This is a genomic window from Microcoleus sp. D3_18_C2 (genome assembly GCF_036702395.1).
In the GTDB taxonomy this organism is placed as follows: domain Bacteria; phylum Cyanobacteriota; class Cyanobacteriia; order Cyanobacteriales; family Microcoleaceae; genus Microcoleus.
In genome coordinates this window covers 24,311-46,192 of sequence record NZ_JAUBTG010000051.1, presented here as the reverse complement: position 1 = coordinate 46,192, position 21,882 = coordinate 24,311, and the positions used below count along the sequence as shown (strand labels likewise).

Here is a 21,882-nt window from a genome sequence, read left to right as displayed (position 1 = left end):
CCCTTCTGGCGCTTTATTAATGTATCAACTCTCCCCAGAGTTGTCAAGCGTTTTGTGAAAATATTTTTGACTTTTTTGGAAAGCTATACACACCAAGGGTTTCGACATTTATCGCCTGCTCCGGTATCCCCTGGCTGACTCCTCTTTTAACTATGGGGTCTTTTTTTCGGCCCAAATACGGCTTTGGGGCGGACTATTTCCCCCGCATGGGTATAAGGACTCAGTGGTTCAACATGATGGGGCTTACTTGGAGTAGAGGTTAGGCAAAGTTAGAGTGTAAGGGGTGAGGCTGGAGCACTGGGTGAGGATGACAGAAGCAGGCTGGTGCATGAGTCATATATATGTAAGTGGTGTGTGCATTTCTGGGACTTTACTGAGGGAGGTTTGGATCTCAGATTGAGCCGATCGCCCTTAACAATTCCTCTGACTCAAAATCCAGAAGTTGACACGACACGGTACTCTAACCCTGATCGAACTCCCAGGAATCGATCGCCCGCAAATACACTCTCCTGAATTACACCCCCAAACTCCTTTAGTTACGCCAGTTATCAGCCTTTGATGAGCGAGCGCGAGTTGGTCTCCTCAACATCTACATCTAAAAAGTGCAAGTGACTCTCTTCCTCAGTATTGACAGCAATCACCAAACCTCTATTCCCCCAAGGAGCTATCGCCCGCGGTGAGGCAGGGCTGCTAAAATTCCCTACTTGAATCCCTTGACTGTTTAACACTTCTATCTGGCCCCCAACATCTGCCAATACCCATCCCCAATTAGCCACACAAGCAGACACGGGCAAAGTTTCAAGAGGAATTCGCGCTACCTTGAGCGGCCACAATTTCATCAACAGCACCGCCGCTTTACCACCTTGAGGAATTCCCAGCAAAGTATAAGGCTCAGGTGTCAACAGCATCTGTCCGACGCTGGCCGACAACCGCACAGAACCCACAGGGGTGCCGCGGCGAGTGTAAACTCTAAAAATAGTTTGGGGATTTTTTGGTTCGTTATCCGGCCAAACTGCTAAGACGTGTCGCCGATCCAGAAACATTAATTCTGGTAAATAGTGTTCTGGTAACGGCACAGTAGCGATCAGCTTCAGGGCTTTTTTCTGATCGCCCGCCGTGCTGTTTCCAGCTAAAGAATAAAAACGCAGTTCGCCGGGAACCGCTACTGTCAACCAGTTGCCGCGAGAGTCTACAGCAGCTTTTAAAGAATCTGGCCCTTGCCTCAAACCCATATCCAGTAAACACTGAGGCTCCCAAGATCGCTCATTGAGCCAGTAAAGTTTTTGGGGAGTGAGAACGCAGCAGCCGTTGGAAACAGGTAAAATGCCGCGCACGATTTCCGCCATTAATGAAATCGAAGTAGACATTTCTCCTGTAACTAGCTGTTTTCCCGGCTGAGACCAAACCTTGACCTCTGTACCTACAGCAGCATAGAGATAGGTTTCAGTGGCAATTAAAGCGGTCAACGGTGCAGGAAGTATCAGTGGCTTGGGCTGCGAAAGCGAATAGCGCACAGTCCGAAGTAAATTAATAGCCGACTGTGATACTTTTTCCTCTTCAACTTCCAGCAAAGAGTCAGTTTCCGACTTCAGACTTTTATCACCACTTGTGGGATTTTCCCAGGGAATAATGCAGTCGCCCAATTGCCTGACAGCGGGGTCGTACATGATCAGCCGCAGAGCTTGAGCCATTTGGGAAGCACTGGCAAAACGGCGGGCTGGCAGCTTTTCTAAAGATTTTTTGACTATTGCTTGCAAAGGTTCGGGGATGGCGTCTGGAAATTGCAAGCGTTGATTGAGGTGGGCCCACCTCAAGTCTCCGGGGGTTCCCCCGAAAGGGCGGTAGCCCATTAGCAATTCAAACAGCAGAATTCCTACTGCATATATATCTGACATCGGAGAAAAAAGACCGTAAAACCGCTCAGGGGCCATGTAAGCGGGGGAACCGACGGTAGCGTCGGGAGAAAGTTCTTGGTGGAGGCGAGTGGTACCAATTTCTGGCAGCCGACGCGCGATGCCAAAGTCAGACAGCCGGGGCGACCAACCTTTGGCCCCTAAAGTTAGGAGGATATTTTCGGGTTTGATGTCGCAGTGAACTACGCCTCGGCGGTGGGCGTAGTCTAAGCCGGCTAAAACTTCCATGACTAGCTGCAAACCTTCGAGCAGACGCAAGGGGCGCTCTTGTTTGAGCAGGTTGCGGAGGGTTCCTCCCTCGCAGTAGTCCATAACCAAGTACCTGCCTGTAGCTGTGTGTTCTAGAGCACGGCAGGTAACGATGTTCGGGTGCTGCAAGGTGATCAGAAACCACAGCTCTCGCAAGAATTCGCTAGTTGGGGCTTTTTGATGACTAAGTTCTTTGAGAGCAACCAGTTGGCTGGTGAGGCGGGAGTCCTGGGCGGGAGCTTCTCGAACGCTGGCACAAAAGACTCGACCAAATTGTCCTTGTCCGACTAGCCCTAAAATGCGGTACTTAGAATGTTGCATCGGTCTAATTATAGAAAAAGCTTGAGCTAGTATTAAAATATGTAAATAATTCTGACAAAAATTCAAATTTTTGAATCGCTCGCCAGGTACAGCCTATGTTATCTCAGGTTCATTCTCAGCCTCCTTGAGAGCGATCGCACAGTCGCACCTACTAAAATCCTTGAGCTTCGGAATCACTATCAATCTTGCCGGATGCCTGTACCCGATCGGGAACTACCTGTGGCTGCTATTTTAGTCGATCGCGACTATTACAGTTTTTTCAATGCCCTCCAGAAAGTTTCTAAGGTTTTAGCTTTTCAAGGCTAAGCTGGGGAATCGGGGCGAGGAAACAGCGATAGGAGCAAAACAGAAGTGCGGTTATGCCATAGGGGTTAGAGAGCCACAAGCCGATGCTGTGGTCAAGGCATCTTAACCTTTTTGAGTGTTAGCTAAATTTATTTGCGCTTTGAATAAGTTGATCGTAACTTGCTAAATACTGAACTTGACAGGAGCAAACATCAATATGGTTAAAATTATTAAACTAGATCCAATTGCGGAGGAAATAGCAGTCGAAACCCGATCGAATATCCTGTCTGCCTTACTTTCCAAAGACTTAGACGTTCTCAAGGAATGCGGGGGGCGGGGAATGTGCGCTACCTGCCATGTTTACATTAAAGAAGGCATGGAAGGCTTGTCGGACATGAACCGCCGCGAGAAAAGGACGTTGGAAGTCATTACTACGGCTAAAGCCAATTCGCGACTTGCTTGTCAGGCTCAAATTATGGGCGAGGGTGTGGTTGTAGAGTTGCCTGCGGGGATGTATATTAATGCTATTGAAAATGTCGAAGCTCTGATCGGCCGCCGAGCCCAGCAAGATTTATTACACCCAATTACGGGTCAAGTAGTTGTAGAATCAGGAAAGTTAATTACTCGTTCTATCGTTACACAGCTTAATGAAACCCGCTTTCAAGTAGGACAGTATTTAGTTCGCACTAAAGAAGCTTAAAACTGATATGTTTGTATTTTAGTAGTAGAGAAGAATCTATGTTGAGCCAACTTGCGCGTTTGAGCACGGAAACAGACGGACGCTACGCCAGTGCCGAAGAACTCCAATTTTTGAAAGACTACTTTCAGTCTTTGAATCACCGGATGAGTGCTTATAAAAAAATTCAAGCCTCTGAAACAGAAATTATGCGGCAAGTGGAAGCACAAATGCTGTCTCTAGACCCTAGTTTATTTAGGCGGGGGGCTAACGATATGACTGAAAAGTGCCGTGGAGATATTGTGCGGGTGTTGAGGCATTCGGCGGCAGCACTGTTGATTAATGATACTGAACGGTTGCGCGATCGGCTACTACTTTGGTTGCAAACTATTTTAGGCGCTGTTCAAGTTAGAAATACTGCGACCGTGACCTACGATGTGATGAAAAAGGTCCTCAAGCAATATCTCACGGTGGAAGAAAGGAACCTATTTTTTCCGATTCTGGACATTAACCGCACATTACTCGGCAAATAATCAAGGGGGTTGACCAGTTAACGCCGATAAACTGTGCCGTTAGGAAGAGTGGCTCCAATCAACTTCGCTCCCGTCAAATCCGCCTCAGTGAGAATCGCTCCCCGGAGGTTGGCTCCTGTCAAGTCAGCTTTCTGCAAGTTGGCTTTACTCAGGTTAGCTTTGGTCAAGTTAATTTCATGCAGGCAAGAATTAGACAGGTCGGCATTGATCAGGTAGGCTAGACTCAGGTTGGCTTTGCTGAGGTTGGCTCCGCTCAAGTTAGCTTCCATCAGATAAGCACCGCTTAAGTTGGCTTCATTCAACAATGCCTCTGCCATATTAATTCCAGTTAAAAGTTTGCGGCTCAAGTCTACACCGCTGAGGTCGGCTCCGCTGAGGTTAATACCGCTTAAGTGGCTACCATTCAAAGTAATGTTTCTCAGATAGGTTTTGCTGAGGTCTGCTTTGCACATATTGGCTCTATCCAAGCAAGCTTCGCTAAGGTCTGATCCGATCAAGCACGCGCCGTTTAAATAGGCTTGAGTGAGGTTAGCCCGCCTGAGATTAGCTTTCAACAGGTTGGCTTTGCTGAGGTTAGCGCGGGTTAAGTTGGCTCCGGCTAGGTTGGCTTTGGATAATTCGGCTCCGGTGAGCTGTGCTTCGGTCAAGTCTGCCTCTTTGAGACTCGCTAGACTTAAGTAAGCATCTTTGAAGTTTGCTCCGTTGAGATTGGATTTAATCAGATAGGCTTTACTGAGATTGGCCTGAGTGAGAACGGCTTTGGTGAGGTTAGCGGCGCTCATATCTGCACCTATGAGATTAGCATTGGGAAGAATTGCTCCGGTCAGGTTTGCCCAATTCAGATGAGATCCGGCTAGGTTGGCGCCGGTGAGATTGGCTCCGATGAGATTGGCTCCACTCAGACTTGCTGCCATGAGGTTGGCGCCGGTGAGATTGGCTCCGCTGAGGTCAGCTTTGCTGAGGTTGGCTCGACTCAGATGGGCTTTGGTGAGGTCTGCCCCGCTGAGGTTAGCACCGATTAAGTAGGGTCGTTGCTGGTGTTGGTTGAGGTTTGCCAAAATTAGAGTTGGGGCATCGCTGGAACGGTATAAATCCATCGGACTCAACACAATACCGCGCAGATTTGCCAGTCTAAAATCTCTTTCGCCGGCTGCATATCGAGTTAGAAGTTCATTGGCGTCCATTAAGTTCTAGCAAAATATTTGAGGTTTTGATTGCTTTTAAATTTTAGGAATTTCTAGAGTAAGTTATGAATTTTATTGCTGCTAGTTATAATCAGGTTTTATTTAAATTGCTAAAACCTAATTTTTTGACTTAGGAGCTTTTTTATAATTTAACTCACAGTTTTGATGATACGGTGGATAATATGACTACCAAAAAATCATTTTGACAGCTATTAGAAACAAAGTAATAGCTGTCAAATAAGTCAGTTTTTTTGGAAAAGTTGAGTGATAATAGCTTCATGGTCTTTTCCTTCTTCGACCATAGAATCTGCTGGTTGGAGGCGATCGCGCAGCCCTAAAATAAAGCGGTTGCAGTCCGAACCCAATGATTCGCAGGATGTTTGCAGGCAGTGAAGTTCTCGACCCGTAAGCTGACTAAAGAACGAACTTAAAATACCTGCTTCTAAAAAACAGGCTGGTCGCTTAGACTTGGGGGCTGTTTTAGCAAAAAGAGAGTTAGCAATTTTTACTATTAAGAATCCATGTTCGGAATAGCTGGGGTCTAGATCAAATGTTCCCCATCCATGAGTTTTCCAACACTGCTGTAAGGACTGAAGAAATTCTACCATTTCCATTTCAGAAACTGGCTGACCGTAGTATTCGCTGACTTCTTCGCAAAAACGCACGTAGAAGTTTTTACCCCACCAGCGACCGCAGTTGAAAAGCACGAGGCGGGAGGCTTGACCTGTTTCTTGTTCTAAGCCGATATAAATGGCTTGAATCAGTGTTTCTGGAAGTGCTAAGAGCCGATCGCCCCGTCGGTTTTCGAGGAGGCCGAGTTCGAGGTCGCCTCGGACGTAGGCATCGCTGGCAAAGTAGTTTCCAGGGAGTCGGGGCTGTTTGAGTAAGTCGGCAATATTAATCATCGGGAATTGGGAATTGGGAATCGGGAATTGGAAATTGGGAAGAAAGCTGATTATTTATTACCTTGATCAATAATAATTGACTGTGCTTGGTCGAAAAATGGTTGCAATATAGCCCGGGCTTGCTCGGAAAGCAATTCTTTTAAACGAGTTTGCAGCAGATTGCAAACAGTTGCTTCGATTTTTTGAGTTTGGTGGGCTTCGACTATGCCGGAAAGCCAGTCTACAAGGCGCTGTTCGAGAAAATTTTGATCGTTCAGCAGCATAGCCATAGCGCAGTACCGCAAGACTAACACCCAGTGTTTGAGCGATCGTTCTAAGGTTTCTTGTTTTTCGTCGGGGAATGTTTCTTGTAGTTGGTTGGCTACTGGTTGGAAGATGCTTGCTTCCTTCTCTCGCAAAAATTCGTAAATTTTTAAGCGCTGAACAAGGGTTACAGCTTGACGCTTAAAAGCTAGGAGTTCTTCGCCTTTTAAAAAGCGGTTTTCTGCCTGATCCAGCAGCGCCTCAATCTCAGGGTGCATGATTTTAATTAAGTGGTAATCGGTAATTGATAAAAGGAAGGAAGTTCGGCAACGAGCAGTGTACGGGATTTAACGGATTTAACGGAGGGATTTTGAAGGATGAGAAAAGAGGGGTGAGGGAAGATGGATGAGGGATTGCTCTATTTTTCATGTTCTATTCCCTAGACAGATTAAAACATATCGAATAGGTCATCAATGGTGACTTCTGCTTGTTCAGTAATAGAAATTACTGGCAAGGGTGGCGGTAGGGGTAGGGCACCTACTTCCGGAATTCCTTCCCAAGAAATAGCTTGAAAAAAGTCTGCTACTGGCTGGGTTAAACTCAGAAGTTGACCGGGGTTCGAGCCAGTTGGGGTTTCTAAAGATTTTCCCAGCCAATTATAGTGACCAAAGAATTCTTGGACGGATTGGCCCAACCATGAAGTTTGACTTTTCATCTTTCTTCCTGCCTGGAGAAATCCACCATTGCACTTTCGATCGCGAAATTGGTGGGAGGAAAGGCAGGGCAGGGAATGTGCCTTTCCAGGTTGTTTACCGCAATATTTCACCGTGTTGCAGTCGATTTTGAATATCGCGGGCGTTGGCACCTTCGTTGAGCCAGAATGCTGCTGCATCAATTTTATCTGGGTTGCCAAGCAGAAACTTGCAATAGGTTTCTCCCATTGAGTAACATTGGAGTTCTATGCAGCTCAGAGGCTTTTTGACTAAAGAGCCAAAGAAACCGGCGAACAAACCGGCGTATAGGTGACAAACCGGTTTGCCTACGTCGCCCAAAGTTCGAGCAACTGCTGAGTCAAAAAGGTTGATGAAGATACAGCCGTGTTTGCGATCGCTCATGTCCACTTCCCAGCGACCCCAACCTTGAGCTGTGAAAGGCCACCACCAAGTTTCTAGCAGAAACATGAGATTTGACTGGCGAATGTTCTGGCTGTATTCGGCACTAAACCATTTTTGAAAAAATTCGGAATCTTGGAGTCCCCATTGGCAACCAATAGTATACATGATGACAGAGGACGCAGGGCCGACTTCTTCTTCGAGTCCCTCCACCAAACCAATAATGAAGTCTTCGCTTGTAAAAATGTTGCGCGACTCGTTCCAGTCGTCAATTGTGCCCATCTGGCGATCGAAGGCAAAAAAATCCTGAAATCTATAGTGGCTATGAGTTTTAGGATGATGTTGCTTTAGTAACGATTCGCTGTGGGGGGAGATTTCTTTTTTCGCGGTAGAGACCATTGGCGGGTTATTCCTTTTTGATGTAGTTTGGTGAAAATTAGAGTCAAATAGACTGGCCTGTGTATCCAATTTAACTTTATTTTTCTAAAGGTAGACACAGGGGAGAATTTTTTACTGCAATATAAAAATTAAAATTTCTAGGATGCTAAATTTGGGCGCTTGTTGGGAGTTCTGCCTTCGGACAACTGCTCTCTGAGTGCTGGCGAAAGTGGGTATAACCTTCAGCGGCTATGTGTTATCGTTTTGTGCAAGCAGTCCACTATATATATAGGGCATATGGGGATGAAAAATCACGCTTGTATTGCAATAGGCATCAATCAATATCAGTTACTCCAGCCTTTGAGTTATGCCCAAGAGGATGCAGAGGCATTGTACGGTTTTTTGACTGAGGATGCGGGTTTTGCGCCGGAGGGATGTCTGCTGATGACCGATAGCTCGCCGTCGCTGTGGGGTCAATCTACATATCCAAATCGGGAAAATATTCTGAGATTGACCCAAAGCCTCTGCGGGGAACATGTGCAAAAGGGAGATTTACTCTGGTGTTTTTTTAGCGGCTACGGTGTCAGCTATGAAGGTAAGGATTATTTGATGCCGATTGACGGCAATCCGGCTGACATTAAGGGTACGGGGATTCCGGTAGAGTTGCTGTTGAATACTCTGAAAAACGCTCCTACGGAAACTGTATTGGTGCTGGTTGATATGAACCGCAGCCAGATTTTGAAAGCGGGGGAAACGATCGGCTCTCAAACGGTCGAGCTGGCGCGGGAACTGGAAATCCCAACGGTGCTTTCTTGCCGCCCGAATCAAGTTTCGCGGGAAACTTCGGCTTTGCGTCAGGGGTTTTTTACGACGGCGCTTTTGGAGGGGCTACGCTCGGGACAGTGCATGACGATTAAGGGTTTAGACCGTTTTTTGAGCGATCGACTGCCTGAGCTGTGTGACCACCATTTGCGTCCGAAACAAGAACCTTTGATGGTGGTGAATCCTCCAGGAAAGGCTAATTTGGTGATTTTGCCCGATGTAGGGGTACCAACTGCTGCGTTGGCCGGACGCAACGGCAATATGACGGTTGGTACGGCTGATGGGTTAGATCGCCCGCAAATGGCGACGGCTAGGGATCGAATGGATCTGCCTCCTGCAGTTCGCAACGCTCAGGATTCGTCGGTTGAGATGCCGCCTGTGTCGCAGCCGAAGGCCGTGGTTCCTGCTGATGGGGGAGGCGATCGACCGAACTTGCAAAAGCCGGAGGATGAAGATAAAGGGGGGTCGGATAAGTCATTTTTGCAGCAGCTAGTTTTGTGGAGTTCCGCTACGGCTTTGGTGTTGCTGTTGGGTGTTTTTGTGACGAACAGATCAATTTTTATTGGTCAGCAGGAAGGAGATCCTCGATCGCCTGCTGAAAATGCCCAAAACTCTGGATCTCAACAATCTACTGGTACTGGGGGGTCTCAGAACCAACCGCGGGCGGTGCAAGCAGGGGCTGGAACCAAGCAGCCACCGTCGAGCCAGCAGGTGTGGGCTGAGGCGAAAACTTTCCTTAAGGATGGTTCGGCTTCTAGTTTTAATAAAGCGGTGGTTAAGGCTCGAACGATTCCGGCTAGCGATCCGCTCTACCCGCAGGCTCAGCAGGATATTGAGCGCTGGAGTTTAACGATTTTGGATATAGCTAACGGGCGGGCTGCTCGGGGCGATTTCCAGGGGGCGATCGGGGCGGCTAAATTAATGCCGGATGTCAATAAGCCTGTTTACAATCAGTCGAAACAGGCGATCGCTCAGTGGGAGGAGCTATCCAAAGACCAGGATGTAAATGCTGCTTTGCTATCGGCTGCTAAGGGTCAAATTAAGCGGGGGGTTGCCTCTTCTTACAGTAAAGGCATCCAGCAAGCTAATAAAATTGAGCCAGGTCAGCCGAAGTATGAAGAAGCTCAACAGTTAATTGGAGAGTGGAGCGAAAGTATTCTCAAAATTGCTCAGTTGCGTGGCTCTCAAGGAAAGCTGAAAGAGGCAGTTGAAGCTGCTTCGCTGGTGCCGTCGGGTACTAAGAGTTATCAGCCGGCTCAGAAGGATATCGCCAATTGGAAAACAAAGCTCCAACGCCAGCAGAAAAAAAGTTGATTTAGTTGATAATTTCTCGGTTTCCCACCGGGAAATTATTTTAGCGACTGACCAACATTAGTCGTTGGCTAGATCGATACCTCTTGATACTGAAAAAAGAGACCTACATATCGATAATTTAAAACCAATAATTTTATTCGCCATTTCCCCTCCCAGCTTCTGCGGGAGGGGTTTTTATCTGTTGGCTGGTCGGTGCGTTTTTGTATAGTGAAAGATATCGTATGAGCTGGTTAATGAGGGTTGCATAATAGGGGAATGATTTTAATGTTTTTTGTGGATGGGGCTATGAGACCGAAGGCGTGTATTTTCACAGCAGGCGGGACGCCCAACCCTAATGCCCAAAATAATCTTCAAATTATGCAACGCCGATTAATTAATATTTTAAATTCACGTCTAGAGTTTTCTGAGCCGAAGCCTCTACCGTCAAAAAATATTTTTCTAACAAAAAAGATGGGTATAAATATAGTTAAAAAATGATAAATAAATCATGAATAAATAGCTTTTATTTGAAATTTAGAAAAAAATCAGTATATTTAATTACTTGTGATTATCAGATTAAGTTATATTTTTTTAACTTAATTTAGTAAGAAGGTTTGCTACATATAATTGCTACCTAATGCAAATCAATGGGGCAAACTCGTCATAAAAACTCGGCTATGCACAGTTAATTTCTTTATCGATTTTGGTAGACTCTTAGGAGCGATCGACGGATGGAAGACTGTTTAAACTTGTACTGTTTTTAAATTATGAACAGTGACCTATCTGTTATGAATTATACAAAATGAGCCGTTACTGACAATTCTCGCGGACGTGCGATCGCCCCCAATGAATTCAGGAAACATATTCACCGCCACACAGCACAAAATATCTGGATTCGCAAGCTGCGAGTCTTCGTTGGCCCGGAGATCACAAAGCTGCCTTAATTAACACAAATAAGGGCTTTGCAAGAAAATCCAAAAAATATTTCCTTGAGAAACAAGAATAAAAACTTGCTCGCTTATTGTAGCCCCGGTAACAACACGTATGCCTAAAGTTATAGTCCACAGCTAAGTCTACAGGACGAGCTAAATCAATAGGGTGATGTGGCAGTGTCGGGGTGTTAAGAGGGGCGATCGAATAGGAATGTTCCCGGAGCCATCGCTTCCCAATCGGGGAGTCTAAAACCTAGGAAGGCAAGGAGTTGGAGACAAGGCTGAACTTTTTGAGGTCAGGAAAGTAGCGTTAGCACTAAACTCTGCCGTATTGTGGAAATCGAGCCAAATTTGTAACAGTTCTTAACTATAAAGAATTCTGCCAAAACTGCTAGCATAGTGACACTTTTGCTAGCAAAAACAGATAAAGTAAATAAAGTTGGCTAGCTCTAGACGCGCCGATCCCCATCCTGGGGATGTTGAATCAATTTGATTCATACCAAGTGGTTTTAGAGTTACAATCGGAATCAAAGCATCGCTATTTAACTGAGTTCTTTACTTACTTTTACTTTCAGCTATGAACGTGGATTTTATCAAAGCCCAAGTCAGGTTGCTACAGGGTGCAAGTTCATCGGAGCGAGAAACCCTTATTAAAAACATCGGCGTCTGTGCTGGCGTGATCCGACCAGGAGAGTACGTGACTCCGCAACGGAAGCACGCTATTACTCTCTGGCTGCAAACAAATGCGGTTCGCCTCCGACTTCCCCAACTTCCTCTGGACTTATCAGGCCAAAAGCCTTAACAGGGAAGTAATCAAGAGGTAGCGACAGAATCAAAGAAATTAGTCAATCTTACCTAAAAGTGCGTTTTTATTGAGCTGTACAGGATCAATGAAACACGATGAAGATTGAAAAAATGTTTGTAGGGAAAGTTGGGCTCGAAAACACGCCTGTGGACAAGAAGCGGCCGACCGCCTTGGTAGAAGCAGGAAGTGAACGTCAAACCTGCTCTAAAAGTAGATTTGAGTAAGTTTCACAGAAAGGATTATTCTGCACAACTATAACCTGGGTTATTTGCTTTTAGATTTGAGATTCACGATGTAGCTGGTATTGGATAAATAGGCTATTTGTGGATCGCCTGAAAAATTATCCTATTCAATAGGTATAACTAATTACAGGGGCAGTCATTGAACTGCCCTTACTTTTGAACCCGATGCGAAACTGTTGCAAGTTACAATAAACGCATCTACTTGTAGATAGAGTTTATGTGAACTCTCGTGTAAGCAGCAGTGGCTCTATATTATTTGGTATGTTCGAGATGGGAGGGAGAGAAGGGGAGAGGGGGAGAGGATTGGACGACTTTTGATAGGGAATTAATATCATCAAACAGAACGAGTTATAGCAATCCTTGCAGGAGTCGTACCAAGATGTAGGGGATAGTACCTTTCTTTGCCTACCCTGGCCTCATGGGGCAACCACGGGGGTTTTGCCCCTACAAGAATGACACAAAGGATTTAGGATGGCTATATTACAATTCACTTGCTTTCTAATATATTTTTCCACAAAAATACTGTGAGCAAAAAACAAAAATTTCCTTATTTAGTTGGTTCCCGATGGACTTCACACCAAAAAACTTGGGGGTGGCGACACTTTCAAGTGGTCAACCGAAAAAACGAAGGTAAATGGGTATTTGCAGAAATGGTGGCGGCTTGCGATCCAAATGTGCGTTTTTGGCTGAACGCCGCACAGCTCAAAGACCGATCGCTCTGGCAAGCTGGATGGCAGTCTACGCAAGAATTAGAGGAATTAGAAACTGCCGACTAAAAGACAGGGCTGTGGGGTAGAGAGAGGGGAAGTTCCCTCGCCTGCTGCTATCGTTCCGATTCAAACCAATACGGAGTGAGACTTTCCCGGTTTTGAAAAATCTTTTACATGACTACAAGTTCGGGAAACCCTTATGTAGCTGCGTTTTTGCTTCAGTAATTAGGTGGGAAAAATCATACAGCATATTCCATGTATATGTGGTAAACACAAGAAGAGCGATCGCCTGCTGTTTGGTGCGTCGCCACCCGTCAATCTGCCATATTTATCAAATATGAAGGAACGACACACCCTACCGATTAACTAAATTAAGCCAAATGACAGAAGCCGCCAGATAAATTCCATCTAAAAGTTTGCAGCGCGTTTGTCATCGCTCGGTACTGCTTGAGATTGACTAAGGTCGATCGTCCCATATTTCCAGCGGCACAGGGCGCAACCTTCCGGCTACTTCAACACTCGGCCAATTCGGATCAAAAGTCAAATTTTCCAAAGTTCCATCGCTGTGAATTAAAAACGTATCCTCAATTTTTGCTCCCGACAAACTCGGATTCCAAGCCACAGCCATATTTTCTGCCAAAATATCTGAAGTAGCCGGATTCGCCACAATTTCGCGCGCCAAATATCCGGTAGTTCCGCCTTGATGGTGTTCCGCAATTGCTTGAGGATATCCGTGCTCTTCGTAAGCAGTTTTAAGCGTATCGTAAACCGCATTCAGCGTTACTCCAGGCCGACACAAATTTAGCGCCGCTGCTTCAATTTCTCTAACTTTTCGGTGCAACTCTGAATGCTTTTCCCCAAGAAAATCGAAACAGACAAATCTTGTTAAATTTGCATACAAACCCCCTCCCCTGGCGCAAAATACTAACATTGCTTGTCGTCCAATTTGTTCGGCGGTTGCTGTGGCGTGGCGGTACAGCGGCAAACGCCTTTCTCCAGCAACTAAGGTAAGTGCTGGATGCAAACCTCTCGCCCACAATGCCTCTGCACCGGCTCCCGCTAGCTGATATTCTGTCCATGTGGGTTTGGCGGCGGAAAGTACCTCTGTCATCGCTTCGCTGGCTAAACGCCCGACTCGCCGGTATCGCTCTAATTCGCTTGACATCATTGTCTGTTTGCGAGACTGTAAAGATGCGATTATTGGCATTTCTTGGGAAGTTGGCCGATCGCTCATCACGTTACCGCCACCAGTAATTTGTTTGACAAAAGCTTCGCGCTGTGCAACATCTGCCCAAGGATAGATGTGCATTTGAAAGTTGGCTGGCAATTCCTCGTCCTGCAAGCGTTGAGCTTCGATTTCATCGGTGAGAACCCAAGCTGTTTCGGCGGTAATTAAAAGTTCTGCCACTCCGGTTTCTGCGGTTAGCAATACTGTATGAGAACCGCCGGCTGTGGCCCAGGCAAACCAGTCTGTACCGCGCAAGCGAAGGGCGATCGCTTTTGTTTCGGTTAAGGCTTTGCGGATGAATTCGAGTTTTAAATCGACTTCTTTGTTGAATGAGTTTATCATATATGAAATAAGAAAGAAGGAAGAAGGAAGAAGGAAGAAAATCACTGATTTTAGTTAACATTTGCTAAATCTAAAATCTACAATCTCTAAAATCTAAAATCTAAAATCTAAAATCGATAGATACTGCTTGCAATTCTTTAGCTTTTTCTTCGGGTAAAGCGTCGTTTGCAAACATTCCGGCGGCGAGTTCGGTTCCTGCTAGGTATTTTAGCCGATCGCTCGATCGATAGGGCGGATAAAATTGGGCGTGCAAATGCGCTTCTGGATGGGGTTTCCCGTCTGTGGGCCCTTGAAACCAAGCCATCAAATAAGGGAACGGGCGATGCCACAAACCGTCGTATTTGAGGGTGACTGTTTTTAAGGCTTTAGCGAGTGATTGCCGCTGTTTTTGGGTCAAATCGACAAATGTAGCAGCGGGGGCGATCGGGGCAATCCACACTTCGTAAGGGTAGCGGGCACAAGCGGGGACAAAGGCGATCGCCTCTTCGTCTAAATAAATAATTCGCTGGTTGTCGGAAATCTCTTTTTGAATCAAATCTTGCAGCAAACCGCTACTGTTTTTTTGATAGTAAACCGATTGACATTCTAACATCCGTGCCGGCACCGGTGGCACGAACGGATAAGCGTAAATTTGACCGTGGGGATGGTGCAAAGTTACTCCGACTTCGACGCCGCGATTTTCAAAGGGCAAGACGTATTCAATTTCGGGATTGCTGCCGATAACTGAAGTGCGATCGGCCCATACTTCTAACAATAATTCTAAATGAGATAACTCCAAAGAACCGAGGGAAGCCAGCGGATCTTGAGTGAAAACCACGACTTCGCAAATGCCTTTAGCTGGCAAAGTTTCGACAATATTTGCAGGTGCGTTTTTTGCTTGCAAAGTCAGCGAGGGAAAGCGGTTGTCAAACACTGCTACATCGTAATCTCCCGGCGGCAATTCTGTCGGAAACTTAGGGTTAATTGTAGCAGCCAGCGGGTTGTATTCTGGCGGCGGCATGAAAGTTCTTCCCTGACGGTGGCTGGCGTATGCTACCCATTCCCCCCGCAAAGGATGCCACCGAAAGTGCGGGTTTGCCTCTACGGGTTCATTGCTGGGACTTACGGCCGCGATACCTTTTGGGATTGGGTAGCGGCTGTACAGTGTGAGTGGGCGGCCGTCTGGTTTTAGCAATGTTTGGGCGTACATTTTTTGTAGGGGCGGGCGATCGCGTTTAATATATGTTAGGAGTATAACTTCGTGTTTTGAGAATCTGCCCCTACCTAAAGTCGCAAATTATTTTAACAAGTTTAAGAATGAGAATTAAATAACTTAGAATGCGTGATGGTTCTTGTGGGATGGGCGTCCCGCCCGCCCTTTCTGGACGGGCGGGACGCCCATCCCACTTTCAAGAGTGTAAATTATTTAATTCGCGATCCTTAGTTGGCAGTACCAACCTCAGCCGATCGTCTGCTATTGTAGAACGGGCTGGAGAGCTCGGATCGGGATTCAATTTAAATGCGTAGCAGCTTACGATCGCAATTCCCAATTACCCAGTATATTTATCGCTCGACTATTCGATCGAGCTTTTCCTTAACCAACAAGTCTAACAACGAGCGCAACACAAACAAACCACCGAATCCCGAAACCGCAAAAGCGGAGATCGCCCCCGTTTGATATCCGCCCACTAGCAGCACTGCACCCGACAAAAAGACAAAACCAGTCAAACAAGCGAAAATTAGAGTTTTCAGGGCTAAATTAATGCGTTTCAAGGCTCTTTCGCTCTCTAGATTTCGCACTCTAATTTGCAGTTCGCCCTCTTCAATTCGCTGCTCCAAACGGTTGAGATAAACTTGCGATTTGCTCGGCTGTCGTAACTTATATGTAATAAAACTTCGCGCTTGCCTTGCCAATTCTCCGATCGCATTTCCCCGCCCCTTGCTCACCGCAATACTCTTGACAAAAGGCTGAGCGGATGCTAGGAAATTGTAGTCAGGGTCGAGAGTTCTAGCAATGCCGTCGAGAGTCGTCACGGACTTGACAATAAACATCATTTCTGCAGGCAAGCGAAACGGTTGCTGCTCAAACATGATGTAAAGTTCGTTCTTAATTTCATTAAAAGCTTGAAAGTCGATCGGCTTATCAATAAACTTATCCAACAGAAAAGCAATCAACCTGCGTACCGGCATCATATCCGGCATCCGCTCAACTAAGCCGATCGTAATTAAAGTATTGAGTACCTCGTCAGTATCCTTTCTCATCACAGCAAAAAACGTTTTGACCATTTGGTCTTTAGCCAGAGACTTCACCTCCGCCATCATCCCAAAATCGTAAAAAATCAAGCTACCATCTTCTGTCACCGCCAAATTTCCCGGATGGGGGTCAGCTTGAAAAAAACCGTCAATTAACAACTGTTTCAAATAACAGCAAATTCCAAGTTGATTGAGCTTCACAATATCGACTCCAATCGCCTCTAAACTAATGCGGTCGTCCACCTTAATCCCTGGTGCGTATTCTAGAGTTAGCACTTTTTTAGTAGTGTATTGCCAGTAGACTTTGGGGACAATAATCTGAGGATATTCTCGAAAATTTTGGCTAAAGCGATCGGAATTTTTACCTTCTTGCAGGTAGTCAATTTCTTGATATAAAATCTTAAAAAACTCGTGATAAATAGATTCTAGGTCGTACTTGCGCGTCCCAGGCAAATAGCGATCGCAAAAACGCATCACTTGGCGCACCGCCTTGACATCCAAATCAAATAAACTTTCCAAACCGGGACGCTGCACCTTTACAATCACATCTTCCCCGGTGTGCAGCCTTGCTTTGTGTACCTGTCCCAGACTCGCAGCAGCCAGTGGCGACGGGTCAAAATCGCGGTACAAAGCATAAATATCCTTGCCTAACTCTGATTCTACAAGAGCGATCGCCTCTTCGGAACTAAACTGAGGAACCCGATCTTGCAACTGTTCGAGTTCCTTGACATACTCAAGCGGCAGCAAATCTGCGCGAGTCGAGAGAGACTGCCCGATTTTAATAAAAGTCGGGCCTAAATTCAGCAAAGTATTGACCAACCAATGAGCGCGAATTCTTCTAGTTTGAGGCGAATTATTTTGCAGCAGTGCGTCCCACCACAAAAAAAACATAAACTTTCCCGCCGCTGCAAAAATGTCTATTTGCCGTGCCAGTGGCGAATATTTAGAACGTTGCCAACGCAGGGTTTTAGGTGCAGCTTTTGTGAGCATAATATTGGCGATCGAATTCCATGCACCGTGACAATTTTTAGGGACAATCCAGGACGCAGAAACCGGCTTGTACGAAAAGACGGGTTGCAGGCCTTTGAAACAGTTAAAAAACTCAGTTTCTTTGGTCTATACTGCGTAATACAGCGGATTCCAGGTTTATAAAGTACACCCCAGAAACCGGGTTTCTTCTGGATTTCTCGCCAGAAACCGGTTTTATTCAAGAAACCCGGTTTCTCTGTACTTCACTTACCTGGAAAGTGCTGTATCATCTCCGGCTATACAATTATAATTAAGTTCATAGTAAGTAATGCCAGTCCTGATTAATTAATAAATAGAGGACAGTCGTACTCACTAAAAACACGCGCTAATTACTGCCCAATAACCAGACATAATATCAGTCCTGGGTAAAATCAGCAATCGAGAACCGGCAATTTAGACAGCAACCAAACAAACAATTCAAAACAGAGGACTTGGTAGTGTTTACAACATTTCCAAATCTCCCTCTTCTGGCAAGTCTTGTCGTTTCGCCTGTTCGCGGCCAATTAAGAGCAGCTTCTCAACCGAACTATTCTTCTACATTACAGAGTTCCGCTGCAAATAGCGGCAGAGTCAGAGTAAAAGATGTGCGCCACAAATTGTCAGCTTCTAAACTTTCTGCCGGACAGCTAGATACATCAATAGTACCATTCAAGTGCTGCACTAAACACTTTACCAGAGCCAGCCCCAAACCCGTACCGGCGATAGCTTGGTCAGTAATGCCAGTGCCACGGCGGAACTTCTCAAAGATGTGGGGCAAATCAGCCGCAGAAATGCCACGCCCGAAATTAGAAAGGCTCAGGACAATATAACCGACTGCCTCAGACACTTCCAAAACTACCGCCGTTCCAGAAGCAGAGTATTTTCCAGCATTCGTCAGCAGTTCCAGCAGTACCCGATTGAGAATGTCCGGGTCAGTTTCCCAGCAAGGGGTCAATTTGGGCAAATCCACCTTAAGAGTCAATTGCTTATCCGCCCACTGTTTTTCAAAATCCCTAACTAAATCTTGAAATAAACGGTTGAGATCGATTTTGATTAGAGAAATTGGGACTTGCTGAGGCTCAAACTGCTTGAGGGCCAGCAAATCGTTAACCAGAGCAGTTTCCTTAGAACACTGCTGTTCTAGAATGTCGAGATACTTAGTCCGATTCGCTGACGGCTGTTCAGCTTGTTTGAGCATCAGAATCGCCAGCTTCATGATTGTTAAAGGGGTACGCAACTCGTGACTCAGAGTGCTGAGAAACTCGTCTTTAACCACCTTCAATTTCCGCATTTGCTCTAGCTGATTGGCAGATTGTTCGTACAGTTTCCCCTGCACGTCGAGACTTTGCTGCAACTGAGCGTTTCTGTCTAAGACTACGGTTTGCAATTCCTTAAGCGTTTGAGTTTGGATCATCATCTTGCTCGCTTGAGCGCTGACTGATTCGAGAACTTCTAGTTCTTCCGGGTTCCAAGTGCGCGGCTTCGAGTGCTGCAAAACCAAGAAACCCAAAACTGTTTCGTGGCAGCTACCGCCCGTGATGGGAACCAGCAGCAAGCCGCGAATGCCTTGGAGTTTCAAAATTTCTGTGGCTACTTCTTGTTCTTTGGCGATTAATTCGCCTGCATCAGCGAGGGCTAGGGGTCGGGGCGCACTGTGGAATGCTTGGTGGCACAAATTAGATTCTGACAGCCAAAAACCTGGATAGTTATTTGGTTTTGAGTTGGGGATTTTGGATGGGGACTTAGCAGTTTTATCCTTGTTTTTTCTTCTGGATGTTGAGCTTTTTTTTTCGACTGCGCTTTGTGTTATTGCCTGTTTATTTGGATCTTTTTTTACAACCGATTCGCAAACTAATTCGACTTTCGCTTTGGGAGTTTGATTGGGGGAGCGAGTTGTAAATAGAGGATCTGTATATTTCAATAGGAGGATTTGGCCTCTATCTACTTCCATGGTATCGACGGTATTTTGAATAACTTGCTGCAATATTCGATCGACTTCTGAATTGGTGCCGAGCGAGACAGCAACTAACCTGAGTAGATTTTTGTATTTAGCTTGTCGCTGTAACTGTTCGTTTAAGCTGGCAATTTCTTGAGTTTTTTGAATGTGAGAAATCGCGCTGCCGATCGCATCTGATGCTGCTTCCAGGCGCTGCCGATCGGCTACCGACCACTCGTAAGGTTGCGACTTACCAACAATTATCATGCCATTTACAGTCCCTCCAAATCGCGCAGGCCCTGCCAAAATTGCCCGAAAAGGCAGCGGAGTCGCAGGGGAATTGGGCGATGAAGCTGCCGGAATATCAAGATAGTCGGATATCACCACTATCTCTCCGTTTGCTAGGACGTTTGCCCAAGCGGGATGTTCGAGTGATATGCTAGGCGGTTTTAATCCTGTAGTTTGGGGGTGTTCCGGTGTTTGAGTCGAATCGGCAACATCCGCAACATAAGGGAGATTGCTCCAATTTTGCCAGTAAGCGTTCGGATGTACTACTTTCTGGTCAACCACAGCAGTAACCAAACAGAAATCTGCCCGCCATGCAGCCCCCAAAGTATTGGCTATTTGCAGCAGCAGGAGTTCTCGATCGAAGCTGGTGGCGAGAATTTGGCAAATTTGTCGCCCGAGAAGGGCAGGATCGACCTGGTACTGCATAAGACGATCCAGAAATTTTGGGACTGAGACTGATTCTGCGATTTGCGGTAAATGCAATGTGCAAGACTCTGACGGCGATCTGTCGATCAAAGTAAAGTCTTGATTTCTCTGGCGATCGATCATGGCAACCAAGCCTTTATTCTAAGATGTTTAAGCCGACTACCGCTGCAACAAATATAGAACCTCTCCATAACTGTCGGCTTAACCATTATGAGTCTGCTTTCTGTGTTTGTGGAGCCGATCGGCGGGTGACTCGATATGTAAAAATATACCCAGATATGACCGAGTTCTATTTTCCTGTTTTCTACGCTTGGATCTGTACGGGATGAACTTTGCCATCCTTGACCGGATGATTATCAATCCCATTCCCCTAATTTTGACCCCCTCGCATCCAGGATACCCGCCACGTGATTCATCCGTCCAAAAATCAAAAACCTGTATCCGATGAAACTTGCCCCCGAATTGATCTGTGGGGTCGCCTCTAAAATCTAAAATCTAAAATCTAAAATCGATTGACGGTTATTAGTAGTATGAATCTTTTCTAGAGACCGCTTAGTGACACCCATCTTCTCACTGTGTGATGTTTCCTATTTAAGTTTGTGATACTAGCAAATTTTTATTGTGATACAAATCCGCCGATCTAGTAACGCCGATCGCAAAAATTCAAAATCCCCAAATTATCACTCATAACGCCGGCTGAGAGTTTCCGAGTTTTGACTCAAAAACTCATTTTTCACAACACCTAGAGCAGCGCGGCGAACTCTCTTGTTAAATTTATTTATTTTGTGCTTCCTGTTGGGCTTTATCGCTATTTTGGCGATAAAGTGCCGTCCGGTTCTGAGCTGTGGTGTAGCGGGGATGTTTGGAAGGCACGGCTGCCATCAAATCGGAAGCTTGCTGCCACTTAGCAGCTACGACTAACCAATCCTCGCGAGATTGAGCGGTTTTGCCCTCGGTGGCTGCTTGTTCGGCTACTCGCACTGCTTGTGCAAAAGAGTCACCAGCAGAATTAACAGTCTCCTTAGAAATTTTCACAGCAGGTTTTGCCTCCGAGGGAGGAGCACTGGCAACTGCTTGGGTGCTGGCTTGTTTAGTGTTTGGCACTTGGGAATTAAGTCCTTTGTAGATGGCGGCCGCTGCAGCGAGCAACAGCACGCTCAAGCTGATGCCGCCGACGATACCGCGCTGAAATTGTTGCGGTTGCTGCATCGATCGAGGTATAGCCATTCTTGGCAAAGCCCGCTTGCCTCCCACAGCTTGTCGTTCGTGATGGGCTGTGGCTAAACGCTTGAACAAATTCGGCTTTCGGAGTTTAATTTCTTGAGACCACAACAGTTGATTTTCGGGATCGCGGCTAATTTCTTCCAGCCACAGCAGTTGGTGTTCTCGGACAAGCCGGCTGTTGATGTTGACTCGGCGAATATTGTGGGGCGAAATGCGTTCCAAAATTGCTCGGACTCGATCGACCAAACTAGACTCTTCGAGCAATTGGGGCGTTGCAGCTTCGCACAGCAGTTGCAACACCCCGTCTGCAAACACAGCTCGGGCCCTGACCCCTACCTGTGCCAGTTCGTCATTAAGGATTTGAATAATCGATGCAACCGAGCCCTCGCGAGCTTGTCGAGCAATGTCATCTATTGGATTTGCCATAAAACTATGTTGACGCTTAGCAACTGTTAATTGTTAACCCAAAGTCTCGGATCTAATTTTTATTCATACAGGTTATCACTGACACTGCCAGGTTAAAATGAACAGATGCAAATCTTGCATACCGATCCACTTAAAATTATCACCACAGCATCGAGCGAGGCTAACAGGA

Annotated in this window: 16 protein-coding genes; 5 read left to right on the top strand and 11 right to left on the bottom strand. The window is 46.1% G+C overall.

The window, feature by feature from the left end:
- Positions 1–548 precede the first annotated feature (548 nt).
- The gene (locus tag QUA88_RS23485) at positions 549–2,483 is read right to left on the bottom strand and encodes a serine/threonine-protein kinase (RefSeq protein ID WP_333057693.1); all 1,935 of its coding nucleotides are present in this window, start codon (positions 2,481–2,483) and stop codon (positions 549–551) included.
- 502 nt (positions 2,484–2,985) lie between these two features.
- On the opposite strand from QUA88_RS23485, the gene QUA88_RS23480 reads away from it, so the two are divergent.
- Together QUA88_RS23480 and QUA88_RS23475 are read left to right on the top strand one after the other, a co-directional pair.
- Positions 2,986–3,468: a 2Fe-2S iron-sulfur cluster-binding protein gene (locus tag QUA88_RS23480; protein ID WP_333057691.1), complete on the top strand. Its 483-nt coding sequence runs from the start codon at positions 2,986–2,988 to the stop codon at positions 3,466–3,468.
- Between the two features lie 38 nt (positions 3,469–3,506).
- Positions 3,507–3,977 carry a phycobilisome protein gene (locus tag QUA88_RS23475; protein ID WP_333057690.1) on the top strand — a complete coding sequence of 157 codons (471 nt, stop codon included), beginning with the start codon at positions 3,507–3,509 and terminating at the stop codon, positions 3,975–3,977.
- A 17-nt stretch (positions 3,978–3,994) separates the two neighbouring features.
- Here QUA88_RS23475 and QUA88_RS23470 read toward each other — a convergent pair whose 3' ends face one another.
- From QUA88_RS23470 to QUA88_RS23450, 5 genes are all read right to left on the bottom strand, one after another.
- The gene (locus QUA88_RS23470) at positions 3,995–5,161 is read right to left on the bottom strand and encodes a pentapeptide repeat-containing protein (protein ID WP_333274124.1); all 1,167 of its coding nucleotides are present in this window, start codon (positions 5,159–5,161) and stop codon (positions 3,995–3,997) included.
- 242 nt (positions 5,162–5,403) lie between these two features.
- Entirely contained in the window at positions 5,404–6,066 is a 663-nt protein-coding gene (locus QUA88_RS23465) for a V4R domain-containing protein (protein WP_333057688.1), read from the bottom strand.
- A gap of 50 nt (positions 6,067–6,116) precedes the next feature.
- The gene (locus QUA88_RS23460) at positions 6,117–6,587 is read right to left on the bottom strand and encodes a phycobilisome protein (RefSeq protein WP_333057685.1); all 471 of its coding nucleotides are present in this window, start codon (positions 6,585–6,587) and stop codon (positions 6,117–6,119) included.
- Positions 6,588–6,757: 170 nt separating this feature from the next.
- A complete protein-coding gene (locus QUA88_RS23455; RefSeq protein WP_333057683.1) occupies positions 6,758–7,024 on the bottom strand; it encodes a hypothetical protein in 267 nt (88 codons plus the stop codon).
- A 94-nt stretch (positions 7,025–7,118) separates the two neighbouring features.
- Positions 7,119–7,820, bottom strand: a complete 702-nt coding sequence (locus tag QUA88_RS23450) for a V4R domain-containing protein (RefSeq protein WP_333057681.1) — start codon at positions 7,818–7,820, stop codon at positions 7,119–7,121.
- Between the two features lie 282 nt (positions 7,821–8,102).
- Between QUA88_RS23450 and QUA88_RS23445 the strand changes: the two genes are divergently transcribed.
- The 3 genes from QUA88_RS23445 (at position 8,103) to QUA88_RS23435 (ending at position 12,669) form a co-directional block, all read left to right on the top strand.
- Positions 8,103–9,935 (top strand): peptidase C14, encoded by a 1,833-nt coding sequence (locus QUA88_RS23445; RefSeq protein WP_333057680.1) that lies wholly within the window; start codon positions 8,103–8,105, stop codon positions 9,933–9,935.
- 1,488 nt (positions 9,936–11,423) lie between these two features.
- Positions 11,424–11,648, top strand: coding sequence for a hypothetical protein (locus QUA88_RS23440; RefSeq protein ID WP_006635912.1), 225 nt, complete (start codon positions 11,424–11,426; stop codon positions 11,646–11,648).
- Positions 11,649–12,417: 769 nt separating this feature from the next.
- Positions 12,418–12,669 (top strand): TIGR02450 family Trp-rich protein, encoded by a 252-nt coding sequence (locus QUA88_RS23435; RefSeq protein ID WP_242725377.1) that lies wholly within the window; start codon positions 12,418–12,420, stop codon positions 12,667–12,669.
- A gap of 391 nt (positions 12,670–13,060) precedes the next feature.
- On the opposite strand, the gene QUA88_RS23430 is transcribed toward QUA88_RS23435, so the two are convergent.
- From QUA88_RS23430 to QUA88_RS23410, 5 genes are all read right to left on the bottom strand, one after another.
- The gene (locus QUA88_RS23430) at positions 13,061–14,173 is read right to left on the bottom strand and encodes a M24 family metallopeptidase (protein WP_333263394.1); all 1,113 of its coding nucleotides are present in this window, start codon (positions 14,171–14,173) and stop codon (positions 13,061–13,063) included.
- A 100-nt stretch (positions 14,174–14,273) separates the two neighbouring features.
- Positions 14,274–15,362: a galactose-1-phosphate uridylyltransferase gene (gene galT, locus QUA88_RS23425; protein WP_333211782.1), complete on the bottom strand. Its 1,089-nt coding sequence runs from the start codon at positions 15,360–15,362 to the stop codon at positions 14,274–14,276.
- Between the two features lie 353 nt (positions 15,363–15,715).
- Complete coding sequence (locus QUA88_RS23420) at positions 15,716–17,395, bottom strand: AarF/ABC1/UbiB kinase family protein (RefSeq protein WP_333211784.1); 1,680 nt, start codon at positions 17,393–17,395, stop codon at positions 15,716–15,718.
- Positions 17,396–17,960: 565 nt separating this feature from the next.
- Complete coding sequence (locus QUA88_RS23415; RefSeq protein ID WP_333274118.1) at positions 17,961–20,063, bottom strand: ATP-binding protein; 2,103 nt, start codon at positions 20,061–20,063, stop codon at positions 17,961–17,963.
- Between the two features lie 774 nt (positions 20,064–20,837).
- A complete protein-coding gene (locus tag QUA88_RS23410) occupies positions 20,838–21,713 on the bottom strand; it encodes a hypothetical protein (protein WP_333057675.1) in 876 nt (291 codons plus the stop codon).
- Between the last annotated feature and the right edge of the window lie 169 nt (positions 21,714–21,882).

Coding starts and splice junctions, on each gene's coding strand:
- QUA88_RS23485 (WP_333057693.1), bottom strand. CDS start 2,483: ATGCAACATTCTAAGTACCGCATTTTAGGGCTAGTCGGACAAGGACAA.
- QUA88_RS23480 (WP_333057691.1), top strand. CDS start 2,986: ATGGTTAAAATTATTAAACTAGATCCAATTGCGGAGGAAATAGCAGTC.
- QUA88_RS23475 (WP_333057690.1), top strand. CDS start 3,507: ATGTTGAGCCAACTTGCGCGTTTGAGCACGGAAACAGACGGACGCTAC.
- QUA88_RS23470 (WP_333274124.1), bottom strand. CDS start 5,161: ATGGACGCCAATGAACTTCTAACTCGATATGCAGCCGGCGAAAGAGAT.
- QUA88_RS23465 (WP_333057688.1), bottom strand. CDS start 6,066: ATGATTAATATTGCCGACTTACTCAAACAGCCCCGACTCCCTGGAAAC.
- QUA88_RS23460 (WP_333057685.1), bottom strand. CDS start 6,587: ATGCACCCTGAGATTGAGGCGCTGCTGGATCAGGCAGAAAACCGCTTT.
- QUA88_RS23455 (WP_333057683.1), bottom strand. CDS start 7,024: ATGAAAAGTCAAACTTCATGGTTGGGCCAATCCGTCCAAGAATTCTTT.
- QUA88_RS23450 (WP_333057681.1), bottom strand. CDS start 7,820: ATGGTCTCTACCGCGAAAAAAGAAATCTCCCCCCACAGCGAATCGTTA.
- QUA88_RS23445 (WP_333057680.1), top strand. CDS start 8,103: ATGAAAAATCACGCTTGTATTGCAATAGGCATCAATCAATATCAGTTA.
- QUA88_RS23440 (WP_006635912.1), top strand. CDS start 11,424: ATGAACGTGGATTTTATCAAAGCCCAAGTCAGGTTGCTACAGGGTGCA.
- QUA88_RS23430 (WP_333263394.1), bottom strand. CDS start 14,173: ATGATAAACTCATTCAACAAAGAAGTCGATTTAAAACTCGAATTCATC.
- galT (WP_333211782.1), bottom strand. CDS start 15,362: ATGTACGCCCAAACATTGCTAAAACCAGACGGCCGCCCACTCACACTG.
- QUA88_RS23420 (WP_333211784.1), bottom strand. CDS start 17,395: ATGCTCACAAAAGCTGCACCTAAAACCCTGCGTTGGCAACGTTCTAAA.
- QUA88_RS23415 (WP_333274118.1), bottom strand. CDS start 20,063: ATGCAGTACCAGGTCGATCCTGCCCTTCTCGGGCGACAAATTTGCCAA.
- QUA88_RS23410 (WP_333057675.1), bottom strand. CDS start 21,713: ATGGCAAATCCAATAGATGACATTGCTCGACAAGCTCGCGAGGGCTCG.